10 protein-coding genes are annotated in these 13498 nt (G+C 65.8%); 3 read left to right on the forward strand and 7 right to left on the reverse strand.

The window, feature by feature from the left end:
• Nucleotides 1-3 precede the first annotated feature (3 nt).
• From atpD to KTJ87_RS09460, 5 genes are all read right to left on the reverse strand, one after another.
• Complete coding sequence (gene atpD / locus KTJ87_RS09440; protein ID WP_267138868.1) at nucleotides 4-1428, reverse strand: F0F1 ATP synthase subunit beta; 1425 nt, start codon at nucleotides 1426-1428, stop codon at nucleotides 4-6.
• A 19-nt stretch (nucleotides 1429-1447) separates the two neighbouring features.
• On the reverse strand, nucleotides 1448-2329 hold the full coding sequence (locus tag KTJ87_RS09445; protein ID WP_267138869.1) for a F0F1 ATP synthase subunit gamma: 882 nt from the start codon (nucleotides 2327-2329) through the stop codon (nucleotides 1448-1450).
• 27 nt (nucleotides 2330-2356) lie between these two features.
• Complete coding sequence (atpA, locus tag KTJ87_RS09450) at nucleotides 2357-3895, reverse strand: F0F1 ATP synthase subunit alpha (protein WP_267138870.1); 1539 nt, start codon at nucleotides 3893-3895, stop codon at nucleotides 2357-2359.
• A gap of 1 nt (nucleotide 3896) precedes the next feature.
• Complete coding sequence (locus KTJ87_RS09455) at nucleotides 3897-4457, reverse strand: F0F1 ATP synthase subunit delta (protein ID WP_267138871.1); 561 nt, start codon at nucleotides 4455-4457, stop codon at nucleotides 3897-3899.
• Between the two features lie 262 nt (nucleotides 4458-4719).
• The gene (locus tag KTJ87_RS09460; protein WP_267138872.1) at nucleotides 4720-5463 is read right to left on the reverse strand and encodes a class I SAM-dependent methyltransferase; all 744 of its coding nucleotides are present in this window, start codon (nucleotides 5461-5463) and stop codon (nucleotides 4720-4722) included.
• Nucleotides 5464-5529: 66 nt separating this feature from the next.
• Here KTJ87_RS09460 and gloB point away from each other — a divergent pair, with 66 nt between their 5' ends.
• The 3 genes from gloB (at nucleotide 5530) to KTJ87_RS09475 (ending at nucleotide 9769) form a co-directional block, all read left to right on the forward strand.
• Entirely contained in the window at nucleotides 5530-6297 is a 768-nt protein-coding gene (gloB, locus tag KTJ87_RS09465; RefSeq protein ID WP_267138873.1) for a hydroxyacylglutathione hydrolase, read from the forward strand.
• Between the two features lie 183 nt (nucleotides 6298-6480).
• Nucleotides 6481-8811, forward strand: coding sequence for an ATP-dependent Clp protease ATP-binding subunit ClpA (gene clpA / locus KTJ87_RS09470; protein WP_267138874.1), 2331 nt, complete (start codon nucleotides 6481-6483; stop codon nucleotides 8809-8811).
• A gap of 7 nt (nucleotides 8812-8818) precedes the next feature.
• On the forward strand, nucleotides 8819-9769 hold the full coding sequence (locus KTJ87_RS09475; protein ID WP_267138875.1) for a M23 family metallopeptidase: 951 nt from the start codon (nucleotides 8819-8821) through the stop codon (nucleotides 9767-9769).
• Between the two features lie 3 nt (nucleotides 9770-9772).
• Here the strand turns inward: KTJ87_RS09475 and KTJ87_RS09480 are convergent, their stop codons facing one another.
• Both KTJ87_RS09480 and KTJ87_RS09485 read right to left on the reverse strand, forming a co-directional pair.
• Nucleotides 9773-12229, reverse strand: coding sequence for a peptidoglycan -binding protein (locus KTJ87_RS09480; RefSeq protein ID WP_267138876.1), 2457 nt, complete (start codon nucleotides 12227-12229; stop codon nucleotides 9773-9775).
• A gap of 3 nt (nucleotides 12230-12232) precedes the next feature.
• Nucleotides 12233-13426, reverse strand: coding sequence for a biopolymer transporter ExbB (locus tag KTJ87_RS09485; RefSeq protein WP_267138877.1), 1194 nt, complete (start codon nucleotides 13424-13426; stop codon nucleotides 12233-12235).
• Nucleotides 13427-13498: the final 72 nt, after the last annotated feature.

The raw sequence follows: 13498 nt of genomic DNA on the forward strand, positions 1-13498 counted from the left end.
CCCTTAGGCTGCGTCTGCTGCCAGACGCTCGGCTTTGGCGACGACGTCGTCGATGTCGCCGACCATGTAGAACGCACCTTCCGGCAGGTGATCGTATTCGCCCGCGACAACGGCCTTGAACGACGCGATGGTCTTTTCAAGCGGCACCTGAATGCCGTCCGAACCGGTGAACACCTTGGCGACGTCGAAGGGCTGCGACAGGAAGCGCTGGATCTTGCGGGCGCGCGACACGGTCAGCTTGTCCTCTTCGGACAGCTCGTCCATCCCGAGGATGGCAATGATGTCCTGCAGCGACTTGTAGCGCTGAAGGATGTTCTGCACGTCGCGGGCCACCTGGTAGTGCTCTTCGCCGACGATCTGCGGGTCGAGGATCCGCGACGACGAGTCGAGCGGGTCCACGGCCGGGTAGATGCCCAGCTCCGAGATCGCGCGCGACAGAACGGTCGTGGCGTCAAGGTGCGCAAAGGTCGTTGCAGGCGCGGGGTCGGTCAGGTCGTCCGCGGGAACGTAGACGGCCTGGATCGAGGTGATCGAACCGGCCTTGGTCGAGGTGATGCGTTCCTGCATCTGGCCCATGTCGGTCGCCAGCGTCGGCTGGTAGCCCACCGCCGAAGGAATCCGGCCCAGAAGCGCCGACACCTCGGATCCCGCCTGCGTGAAGCGGAAGATGTTGTCGACGAAGAACAGAACGTCGGTGCCCGACTGGTCGCGGAACTGCTCGGCCAGGGTAAGGCCGGTCAGCGCGACGCGCGCGCGTGCGCCCGGAGGCTCGTTCATCTGGCCGTAGACCAGCGCCACCTGCGATTCCGACAGGTTGTCGGGCTTGATGACGTTGGATTCGATCATCTCGTGATACAGGTCGTTGCCTTCCCGCGTCCGCTCACCCACGCCGGCGAACACCGAGTAGCCCGAGTGCACCTTGGCGATGTTGTTGATCAGTTCCATGATGAGAACGGTCTTGCCGACGCCCGCGCCGCCGAACAGGCCGATCTTGCCGCCCTTGGAGTAGGGGGCCAGCAGATCGATCACCTTGATGCCGGTCACGAGGATGTCGGACGAGGTCGACTGTTCGTCGAAGGACGGCGCAAGCGCGTGGATCGGGCGATACTCTTCCGCCTCGATCGGTGCGCCTTCGTCGACGGGGTCGCCGACGACGTTAAGGATCCGCCCCAGCGTCGCGTTGCCCACCGGAACCATGATCGGTGCACCCGTGTCGGTGACTTCCTGACCGCGGACAAGACCCTCGGTCGCGTCCATCGCGATGGTGCGCACGGTGCCTTCGCCAAGGTGCTGGGCGACTTCGAGCACCAGCTTCTTGCCGTTGTTCTCGGTGGTCAGCGCGTTCAGGATCTCCGGCAGGTGATCCCGGAACTGCACGTCGACGACGGCGCCGATGACCTGGGTCACTTTGCCTTTTGCGTTTGCCATGTGTTCGTCTCCAGGTTCGTCAGAGCGCCTCGGCGCCCGAAATGATTTCGATCAGCTCGTTGGTGATGACGGCCTGACGCGAGCGGTTGTACTCGATGGTCAGCTTGTCGATCATGTCGCCGGCGTTGCGGGTCGCGTTGTCCATCGCGGACATCCGCGCGCCCTGTTCCGAGGCGCCGTTTTCGAGCAGTGCGGTGAAGATCTGCGTCGCGACCCCGCGCGGAAGAAGATCCTTGAGGATCTCCTCCTCGCCCGGCTCGTACTCGTAGAGCGCGGATGCAGCATCGTCTGCGGTGCCCGCGTCGTCATACTTGGCCGGGATGATCTGCTGTGCGGTCGGCACCTGGCTGATCACCGATTCGAAGCGGTTGTAGTAGATGGTCGCGACATCGAATTCGCCTGCATCGAAGCGCGTCAAAACCTCGCGGGCGATGTTCTGGGCGTGCTCGTAGCCGACGCGCTTCACCTCGGAGAGGTCGATGTGCTGCAAGAGGTAGTCACCATAGTCGCGGCGCAACTGCTCGCGGCCCTTCTTGCCGACGGTCACGATCTTGACCGTCTTGCCCGCCGCCAGAAGCTTCTGGATATGGGCCTTGGCCAGGCGCACGATGGTCGAGTTGAAGCCGCCGCACAGACCGCGCTCGGCGGTCATCACGACCAGCAGGTGCACATCCTCCTTGCCGGTTCCGGCAAGGAGTTTGGGCGCGTTGTCGCTGTCGCCCACCGACGCGGAAAGCCGCGCCATGACCGCGTTGAAACGGTCGGCATAGGGGCGCGACGCCTCGGCGGCCTCTTGCGCGCGGCGCAGTTTCGCCGCGGCGACCATCTGCATGGCCTTCGTGATCTTGCGGGTCGATTTGACCGACGCGATCCGGTTCTTCAGGTCCTTGAGATTGGGCATGTATCCAATCCTACCTTTCGGCCAGCGTTAGGAGAAGTCTGCGGCGTACTCGTCAAGGGCGGCCTTGATCTTGTCTTCGGCATCGCCTTTGACCTTCGGGTCCTCTTTGGTGATGAAGTCCAGCACGTCCTTGCGCTTGCCGCGCAGGTGCGCAAGCAGGCCCTTTTCGAACCGGCCGACATCGCCAACCTTGATCTTGTCGAGGTAGCCCTTGGTGCCCGCGTAGATCACGCAGACGATTTCCGCGTTGGTCAGCGGCGCGTATTGCGGCTGCTTCATCAACTCGGTCAGGCGCGCGCCGCGGTTCAGCAGGCGCTGGGTCGAGGCGTCGAGGTCCGACCCGAACTGTGCGAAGGCCGCCATTTCGCGGTACTGCGCAAGCTCAAGCTTGACCGGACCGGCGACCGACTTCATCGCGTTGGTCTGCGCGGACGAGCCGACGCGCGACACCGAAAGACCGGTGTTCACGGCGGGGCGGATGCCCTGGTAGAACAGGTCGGTCTCGAGGAAGATCTGGCCGTCGGTGATCGAGATCACGTTCGTCGGGATGAATGCCGACACGTCGCCGCCCTGGGTTTCGATGATCGGCAGCGCCGTCAGCGAGCCCGAGCCGTTGTCCTCGTTCAGCTTGGCCGAACGCTCCAGCAGGCGGGAGTGCAGGTAGAAAACGTCGCCCGGATAGGCTTCGCGGCCCGGCGGGCGGCGCAGCAGCAGCGACATCTGGCGGTAGGCGACGGCCTGCTTGGACAGGTCATCGTAGACCATCAGCGCGTGGCGGCCATTGTCGCGGAAATACTCGCCCATCGCGGTGGCGGTGTAGGGCGCGAGATACTGCATCGGCGCGGGGTCCGACGCGGTGGCTGCGACGACGATCGAGTATTCGATGGCGCCGGTTTCTTCCAGCTTCTTCACAAGCTGCGCAACGGTCGACCGCTTCTGGCCGATGGCGACGTAGACACAATACAGCTTTTTGTATTCGTCCGAACCGGCCTCGTCGTTATAGACCTTCTGGTTCAGGATCGTGTCGAGCGCCACGGCGGTCTTGCCGGTCTGACGGTCGCCGATGATAAGTTCCCGCTGGCCGCGGCCGATCGGGATCATCGCGTCGACCGATTTCAGGCCGGTCGCCATCGGCTCGTGCACCGATTTGCGCGGGATGATGCCGGGGGCCTTCTGGTCCGCCACGCGGCGTTCGGTCGACTTGATCGGACCCTTGCCGTCGATGGGGTTGCCAAGGCCGTCAACGACGCGGCCAAGCAGGCCGTCACCGACCGGAACGTCCACGATCGAGTTGGTGCGCTTGACGACGTCGCCTTCCTTGATGTCCCGGTCAGAGCCGAAGATCACGACGCCGACGTTGTCGGATTCAAGGTTAAGCGCCATGCCCATGATGCCGCCGGGGAATTCGACCATCTCGCCCGCCTGGACGCTGTCGAGACCGTAGACACGGGCGATGCCGTCCCCGACCGACAGCACACGGCCGACCTCTGCGACTTCGGCGTCTTGTCCGAAGTTCTTGATCTGGTCCTTCAGGATCGCAGAAATTTCAGCAGCTTGGATCGCCATGTTATCCGACCTCTTTCATAGCATTCTGGAGTTTGGCGAGCTTCGAGCGGATCGAGGTGTCGATCATCTTCGAGCCTACCTTGACGACGAGACCGCCGATGAGCGTTTCATCCACGGTAGTGTTGATCTTGACGTCCTTGCCCACGGATTTCTTCAGCGTGGCGGCAAGTTTGTCGGACTGGGCCTTGGTCAGCGCCTTGGCGCTGATGACGTCGGCGCTGACTTCGCCTTTTTCGGTCGCGATGCGCTCGCGCAGGTGCGCAACCATCTGCGGCAGCACGAACAGGCGCCGCTTGTCGGCCATCAGTCCCAGTGTGTTCTTGAGCGTCGTGCTTAGCCCCGCCTTGTCGGCGATGGCGGTCACGGCCGACTTGAGCGTCTCGCGGCTGTAGATCGGCGACGCGATCAGGTCGCGGAATTCGGCGCTGTCCTTCAGCGCGCTGTCCAGCGTGTCGACATCGGTCTCGAGCACGTCGAGCGCCTTGTCGTCTTTCGCCAGAGCGAAGACCGCCGTGGCATATCTGTCGGCAATGCCGGTCGAGATCGAAGCTGGTTCGGACACGTCCACCCTTTCGATGTCTGGAGCCCCGGTTTTTCCGGTCTGGGACCGGGGCGCAGCAAAAGCGTGCCCGTGTGGACACGCTCCAAAATCGGCGCGGGTGTAGCAGAGGCCCGGGAACGCCGCAACCGTCATGGCCCCCCGCCGCCCCGCCTTCAGGGCCAATAAAACTTGGTGCTGCCCAAGGGTGCGACCGTTTGCGCGAAATTTAATATCGCGCGGATGGCAAATGATGGCGCTCGCAGGTGCCGCATCGGGGCCGATGTCAGACCGGGCTGGCCTCGGGCTGGGGCAGGGCGTCGTGAATCGGGGTCCGCTCGCGCGCGCGCTCGGGCGTGCCGGGGGGACGGATGTAGACGTCCTTGGTGGCCAGCACCATCAGCACCCCGCCCGCATAGTGCGACGACACCCGGCGCCCGATCTGTTCCCACAGCGCGCCGGTCCGCATCCAGAAGCGCCGGCTGGATGGCGGCTGGAACAATGCGGCGACGTGGCGCTCGGGGCGAAAGCGGTGGCGCTGCAACTGGGTTTCCAGCTGCGACAGCGAATAGGGACGGCCAAAGCCGAAAGGCGTGCGGTCGCGCCGCGACCACAACCCGGCGCGGTTCGGCACGATGAACAGGGCCTGTCCGCCCGGCGCCAGCGCGCGCCACGCCTCATCCAGAAGCCGCCCCGGAGTCTCGCTGGTTTCCAGCCCGTGCAGGAAGATCAGCTTGTCCGCCTGCCCGGTCTGGATCGGCCACAGGTTCTCTTCGCACAGGACCGACACGTTGGGCATCCCGGCAGGCCAGGGCATCACGCCCTGTTGCCCGGGCATCAGGGCCACGACCCGCCGCGCATCTTTCAGATAGGGGCGCAACAGCGGCACGGAAAAGCCGAATCCCACAACGGTTTGCCCCTTGGCCGTCGGCCAGATCGCTTGCACCTGGTCGCGCACGGCCCGTTGAGCCGCACGGCCAAGGCCCGTCCGATAGTAGAAATTCCGCAGATCGAGCACATCTAGGTGCATGAGTACGCCCGGTCCCGGTTCACCCCGTGTCCGGCCCAGACCATAACGGACAAGCAGGGAAACGCCATGCCTCTCGAAATCGTCACCGTCCCGTGTCTGACCGACAACTATGCCTTCCTGATCCATGATGCCGCCAGTGGCGAGACGGCCGTGGTCGACGCGCCCGAAGCCGCGCCGATCGAGGCCGCGCTGTCGGATCGGGGCTGGACGCTTAGCCACATCATCATCACCCACCACCACGGCGACCATATCGACGGGGTCGCGGCGCTGCGGGGGCACGGCGACGTGCGCGTGATCGGTGCCGCGCAGGATGCTGCGCGGCTTCCGGCGCTGGACCTGCAGGTGTCCGAGGGCGATCGCTTCATGTTCGGCAACGAGGAAGTCCGGGTTCTGGACGTGTCGGGCCACACGGTCGGGCACATCGCTTTTCACATCCCGGGCGCGCAGGCGGTTTTCACGGCCGACAGCCTGATGGCGCTCGGCTGCGGGCGTCTGTTCGAGGGCACGGCGCCGATGATGTGGCAAAGCCTCAGGAAACTGGCAGAACTGCCCGAGGAAACGGTGGTCTATTCCGGCCACGAATACACCCAGACCAACGCGCGCTTCGCGCTGACTATTGAACCCGGCAACGCCGCGCTTAAATCTCGTGTATCGGCCGTCGAGGATGCACGGTCGGCAGGTCGTCCGACCGTCCCGTCCACGCTGGCCGAAGAGCTTGCCACCAACCCGTTCCTGAGGGCGCATCTGCCCGAGGTGAAGCGGGGCCTGGACATGGGCGGATACGCGGACGCCGATGTGTTCGCCGAGATTCGGCGGCGCAAGGACGAGTTCTGATCGCGGCCACTGTCTGGGCCGCGATGGCCCGCTGCCCAAAAATGGCCCAATCACAAGAATTGTGAGCGGGGGAAGGCAGAATTCACTTGAAGCGGGCCGGATAAAACCGAACCTTAACAGACAGAGGCCACGGTATGGCGGGGCTCTCAAAGCCCCTCCGACCCAGATCAAGGAGCACGGAGCGTGCCGTCATTTTCGAACACTCTCGAGCAAGCCATTCACGCCGCGCTGGCCCTGGCCAACGCCCGCCGCCATGAGCTTGCCACGCTGGAGCATCTGTTGCTGGCGCTGGTCGACGAACCGGACGCGGCAAAGGTGATGAAGGCGTGCAGCGTCGATCTGGATACCTTGCGGCAGAACCTCGAGGAATTCATCGACGACGACCTGTCCACCCTCGTGACCGAGATCGACGGCTCCGAAGCGGTGCCGACCGCCGCCTTCCAGCGGGTGATCCAGCGCGCCGCGATCCACGTCCAGTCGTCCGGTCGCACCGAAGTCACCGGCGCGAACGTGCTGGTCGCCATTTTCGCCGAGCGCGAATCGAATGCCGCCTACTTCCTGCAAGAGCAGGACATGACCCGGTACGACGCGGTGAACTTCATCGCGCACGGCGTCGCCAAGGATTCGACCTATGGCGAGGCGCGCCCTGTCACCGGCTCGTCCGATGGCGATGACGACGCGCAGACCGCTGCGGGCGGCGACGACGACAGCAAGTCGGAAAGCGCCTTGGCGAAGTATTGCGTGGACCTGAACGCCAAGTCCCGCAAGGGCGACGTCGATCCATTGATCGGCCGCGAATCCGAGGTGGAACGCTGCATCCAGGTGCTGTGCCGCCGCCGCAAGAACAACCCGCTTCTGGTGGGCGATCCCGGCGTGGGCAAGACCGCCATCGCCGAGGGACTCGCCAAGAAGATCGTCGACCGCCAGACGCCCGAGGTGCTGTCGAAATCCACCATCTTCTCGCTCGACATGGGCGCGCTGCTGGCCGGAACCCGGTATCGCGGCGACTTTGAGGAACGCCTGAAGGCCGTCGTGACCGAGCTTGAGGAACACCCCGACGCGATCCTGTTCATCGACGAAATCCACACCGTGATCGGCGCCGGTGCGACATCGGGCGGCGCGATGGATGCGTCGAACCTGCTCAAGCCCGCGCTTCAGGGCGGCAAGCTGCGCTGCATGGGGTCGACCACCTACAAGGAATTCCGCCAGCACTTCGAAAAGGACCGCGCCCTGTCGCGCCGGTTCCAGAAGATCGACGTGAACGAGCCGACGGTCGAGGATACGGTGAAGATCCTTCAGGGCCTCAAGCCCTATTTCGAGGAACACCACGACATCCGCTACACCCACGACGCCATCAAGACGGCGGTGGAACTGTCCGCGCGCTACATCAACGACCGCAAGCTGCCCGACAAGGCCATCGACGTGATCGACGAGGCGGGCGCGGCGCAGCATCTTGTGGCCGAATCGAAGCGTCGCAAGACCATCGGCCCCAAAGAGATCGAGGCCGTCGTGGCCAAGATCGCGCGCATCCCGCCGAAGAACGTCAGCAAGGACGATGCCGAGGTGCTGAAGGATCTCGAAGGCTCGCTCAAACGGGTGGTCTTCGGGCAGGACAACGCGATCACCGCGCTGTCGTCGGCGATCAAGCTGGCCCGCGCGGGCCTGCGCGAGCCGGAAAAGCCGATCGGCAACTACCTGTTCGCGGGCCCCACCGGCGTCGGCAAGACCGAGGTTGCCAAGCAATTGGCCGATACGCTGGGCGTCGAACTTCTGCGCTTCGACATGTCGGAATACATGGAGAAGCACGCGGTCAGCCGCCTGATCGGCGCACCTCCGGGCTATGTCGGTTTTGACCAGGGCGGGCTTTTGACTGACGGCGTCGACCAGCATCCGCACTGCGTGCTCCTGCTTGACGAGATCGAAAAGGCGCACCCCGATGTGTTCAACATCCTTCTGCAGGTGATGGACCACGGCAAGCTGACCGACCACAACGGCCGGGCTGTGGATTTCCGCAACGTGATCCTCATCATGACCTCGAACGCGGGGGCTGCCGACATGGCGAAGGCCGCCATCGGCTTTGGCCGCGACCGCCGCGAGGGCGAGGATACGGCCGCGATCGAGCGGATGTTCACGCCGGAGTTCCGCAACCGTCTGGACGCGGTCATCAGCTTTGCGCCGCTGTCGAAAGAGGTCATCCTGTCGGTGGTCGAAAAGTTCGTGCTGCAACTCGAGGCGCAGCTTCTGGACCGCAACGTCACCATAGAGCTGACGCCTGCCGCCGCTGGGTGGTTGGCCGACAAGGGCTATGACGACAAGATGGGAGCGCGCCCGCTGGGACGCGTCATCCAGGAGCACATCAAGAAGCCGCTGGCCGAGGAATTGCTGTTCGGCAAGCTGGCCAAGGGCGGTGTGGTCAAGGTGGCACTGAAGGACGGCGAGATCGACCTTATCATCACCGACGAGCCGCCGCGCCGCCTGTCGTCCAAGAAGCCACCGCTTCTGACGGCGGAATGATCGGCGCTTGATCCGGGCGGGTCTGCCGCTTGTCCTCTCCCTCGCAGCCTTGCCGGCTGCGGGGGAGATTTCGTTTGGCCTGCCGCTGGACTGCCAGCTGGGCGAGACCTGTTTCATTCAGCAATACGTCGACCGCGATCCCGGCCCCGGCGTTGCCGACTTCGCCTGTGGCGCGGCCAGCTACGACGGCCACAAGGGCACCGACTTTGCGCTGCCTTCGGTTTCCGCGATGGCGGCGGGTGTCACGGTGCGCGCCGCGGCGCCCGGCACCGTCAAGGCGGTCCGTGACGGCATGGCCGACACCCCCGGCGGCCACGGCGGCGCGGATCTGGAGGGCAGGGACTGCGGCAACGGCGTGGTGATCGACCACAGTCAGGGCTGGGAAAGCCAGTATTGCCACCTGGCAGGCGGCAGCGTCGCGGTGGCCAAGGGCGCGCCGGTGACCGAGGGCATGGCGCTCGGCCGCGTCGGAATGAGCGGGCGCACCGAGTTCCCGCACCTGCACATCACCTTTCGCAAGGACGGCGCGGTGATCGACCCGTTTCGCCCCGAAAGCACCAGCTGCGGCCCGCCCGATGGCGCGCTGTGGTCCGGCGAGATCGGATATGACCCCGGCGGGATGATCGCGGCGGGTTTCGCCCCGGCCATCCCCGACTACGGGGCGATCAAGGCGGGCACTGCCGCAGAGGACATTGCCCGCGATGCGCCCGCGCTGGTGCTCTGGGCCTATTTCTACCGGGGGCAGGCGGGCGATGTCGTGACGTTGCGAATCGACGGACCGGACGGCCCGTTCCACCGGCAAGCCGTTGCTGTTGACCGCACCCAGTCGCAGGCGTTTCGCGCCAGCGGCAAGCGCCTGCGCGCTCCCCTGACGCCCGGGGTCTATTCCGGCACCGCGGTTCTGGAACGTGGCGGCAGGGAACTTGACCGGATCACCGTGACGACCACGGTGCCCTGACGCCTACTGCTCGGTCAGCTTGAACTCGATCCGGCGGTTCTGGGCGCGCGCCTCGGGCGTGTCGTCGGTGTTGATCGGCTGCCATTCGCCGAAACCGGTGGGCGCCAGACGTTCCGCCGGAAAGCCCAGATCGTCGATCATGAAGCGCACCACCGACAGCGCGCGCGCCTGCGACAGTTCCCAGTTGTCCTCGAACTCGCCGCCCCGGATCGGTACGTTGTCGGTGTGGCCATCCACCCGAAGTACCCAGTCGATCCCTTCGGGGATCTCGTTCGCCACATCGCGCAGGATGCCCGCGACGCGCGCGATCTGGCTCTTGCCGCCCTCGGACAACTCGAAGTCGCCGGGCTGGAACAGCACTTCGGACGAGAACACGAAGCGGTCGCCAACGATCCGCACGCCTTCGCGGTCGGCAAGCAGCTGGCGCAGCTGGCCGAAGAATTCCGAGCGATAGGATTCGAGCCGCTTCGCCTGTTCCTCGAGCCGGATGCGCTCGGCCTCTTCCAGTTCGGCGCGGCGGCGTTGTTCGGATGCGACCTGTGCCAGCGCGGTATTCAGGCGCGACGAAAGTTCTTCGATCTGCACCTCGGCGTCGCTGTCGCGCGCATCCGACGCATCGAGCGTTTCCTGAAGCGACGCAAGCTGCGCCCGAAGCTCTTGCACCTGCTCGTTCAAGAGCGCGGTGCGGCGCTGCGCCTCGGCGGTCTGATCCTCTTGCGCCGACAACTCTTCTTGTGCGGTGGACAGAAGCGCCGCCTGCCGCTCTGCCTCGGTCAGGGCGCGCTGGCGCCTCTGTTCGGCGGCGATCCGGGCGGCCAGCGCATCGGCCAGACGCCGCTGCAATTCTTCCTCGTCGCCGACGGTCTCGCGCAGCGATGCAGTCTCGGCCTCAAGCTGTGCGGCGCGGTCCTCGGCGGTTTCCACGTCGGCCAATGCCGCGGCGAGCCGCTGGGTCAGATCGTCGGTCGAGGCGCGGGCGGCGGCCAGCAGGGTCAGCGTGTCCTCGGCGCGCTTGCGCTCCTGCTCAAGCGCCAGCTGCATCGCGGTCAACTCGCTGTCTGCGTTCTCCAGCCGGGCGCGGAGGGCCTCGGCGGCGGCGGCCTCGGCGATACGGGCCTGTTCCTCTTCGCTCAGCGCGGCCTCGGCATTTGCCAGTTGCGCGCGCAGGCGTTCCGCCGCTGCGGCTTCGGACAGGCGCCGCGCTTCCTCGTCGGACAGCGTGTCCTGCAAGCCAGCCAGCCGCGTGCGCAATTCCTCGGCGGCGGCGGCCTCGGCGATGCGGCGGGCCTGTTCGTCCGACAGCGCGGCCTCGGTGACGTCAATCCGCGCGCGCAGGTCTTCCAGCGCCGCGGTGGCGGCGATGCGCTGCGCCTCGGTGGTGTCAAGCTCGCCCTCGACCGTTGCCAGCCGGGCGCGCAGGTCGGCCAGCGCCGCCTCGACGGCAAGACGCTGCGCTTCTTCGGCGTCGAGCGCGGCCTGCGTGTCGCTGCGCGTTTCGGTGAGGCGGTCGGACAGGACGGCGATCTGGTCCTCGGCGGCGCGGCGGGTCTCCTCGGCCTCGGACAGGCTGGCCTGAAGGCGCAGGATCGTCTGCGACAGCGTTTCCGCCTCTGCGCTTGCGGTCTCGCGCGCGTCCTGTTCCTGCGACAGAGACGCCTGCAGCGCAAGGATGCGGGCGTTCAGGTCCTCGGCCTCGGCGACGGCGACGCTGCGGGCAGCCTGTTCGTCGTCGAGCGCGGCCTGTAGCTGCGCCAGCCGGTCGTTCAGGCCGGTGTTTTCGGATTGCGCACCTTCAAGGGCCGCCAATGTCTCGGCGAGCGAGGTTTCTCGTTCCTCGATGCGGCCCCGCAAGTCGGCGACCAGCGCGTCCAGCGCCTCGCGGCGGGCGGCGGCAAGGCGCGCCACCTCGGCCTGCGCGTCGATCTCGTCGCGGGCGCTGGCGAGGGCCAGTTGCAGCGCCTCCTGTTCGGTGATGAGACGCGCGTTTGCCGCCTCGATCTCTTCCAGGCTGGCGGTCAGGCGCGCACCCTCGGCGCGGGCATCGTCGCGCTGCGCCAAAAGCGTGGCAACCTGCTCCTCAAAGCTGGCGATGCGCGCGTTGCGGTCGGACAGGTCGGACCGCAGCCCGGCGATTGTGCCCTCGCGTTCCTTGGCGCGGGCCTGCAGCGACGCGATCAGGTCGGCCTGCGCCGCGTTGGTGTCACGCACATCGCCCAGCGTCGCGGTCAGCTGCGTGTTTTCCTGCCGGGCCAGCCCCAGCGCATCCGACAGGGCGGCGACCTCGGCGGACAGCTCGTCCAGCTCGGTCTCTTGTCCATAGATCTGCTGGCTGAGCGCGAATTGCACGATCATGAAGATCGTCAGCACGAAGATCAGCACCAGCAGAAGCGCCGTCATCGCATCGACAAAGCCGGGCCAGATCCCGACGGCCATGCGGTTCTGTCGGCGGCTCAGCGCCACGGCTTAGCTCCGCCGCCCGGCGGTGGCTGGGGCTTGCGGCGCGCCGGGGCGGCTTTCGCGGATCGCGCGGGTCAGCGCCGCGATCTCGGCGCGCAGGTCGGCGGTGGATTCCTGGCGGCCCGCCGACATCTCTTCAAGGATGCGCAGAAGCTGCACGTCGATCGAGCGCAGGCGCATCCGGCTTTCGGCATCGACATGGGCGCCGCCGTTCTCCAGCGCGGCGATCAGCCGCTCCTGCCCCTCGGCGATCCGGTTCAGCGCATCGGGCGCAGGTCCGTCCCCGGGCGCCGACAATTTGGCCGTCAGCCCCTCGACCGAGTCGGCCAGTCTGGCAAGGCGTTCATCGACCAGCGCGCGGCTGATGTCCGACTGCGTGAACATCTGCTGCAGGTTTTCCATCTGCTCGGCCATGTAATCCATCGCCGCCGTCGACGCGCCGCCATCGCCCGCGCCTTCGCCGTCCGAGGCAAAGCCGAAGCGGGTGATCGTCGACATCCATTCTTCCAGCTCGCGGTAAAACCGGTTCTGGCCGTGGCTCACGAACAATTCCAAGAGACCGACGACCAGCGACCCGGCCAGCCCCAAGAGCGAGGACGAGAACGCGACGCCCATGCCTCCAAGCTGCGCTTCGAGACCCGTCATCAGGCGGTTGAACACGTTGATCGCCGACTCGTCGCCTTGCGGCGCAAGCGAGCGGATGGTCTCGACCACCGCCGGAACGGTCGTTGCAAGGCCGTAGAACGTACCCAGAAGACCCAGGAAAATCAGCAAGTTGACGATGTAGCGCGTGATATCGCGCGCCTCGTCCACCCGCTGCGCAACTGAATCGAGGATCGACCGCGCCGAGGTCGTGGTGATCTGGGTGCGCGACCCGCGCGAGCGCAGGGCGGCCGACAACGGTGCAAGCAGGCGGGGCGGCGTCGCAGCCTCGTGGCCGGGGCGGTGCGCGGCGAACCCGACGATCCAGCGCACCGATGCGATCAGCATGAAGGTCTGCTGGAAACAGGCCAGAACGCCGATGACGAACACGAAGGCGATGCCGCCATTCAGCCAAGGGTTGGCCAGAAATACCGGTTGCACGGCGGGAAATGCCAGGTAGGCCCCTGCGCCCACGAGCCCAAGTACCAGCAGCATCAAGAAGATCTGCCGGGTCGGTTGAGAGAAGTAAGGCTCTGCCTCGCGATCGGGCTGGTCCATCCGGACGTTCCTGCCGCTGTTTGTCACAAGATACTGTGGACCATGCGCCAAGCCAACACGCAATATCGCGAT

This window comes from Anianabacter salinae (assembly GCF_019061145.1).
Taxonomy (GTDB): domain Bacteria; phylum Pseudomonadota; class Alphaproteobacteria; order Rhodobacterales; family Rhodobacteraceae; genus Anianibacter; species Anianibacter salinarum.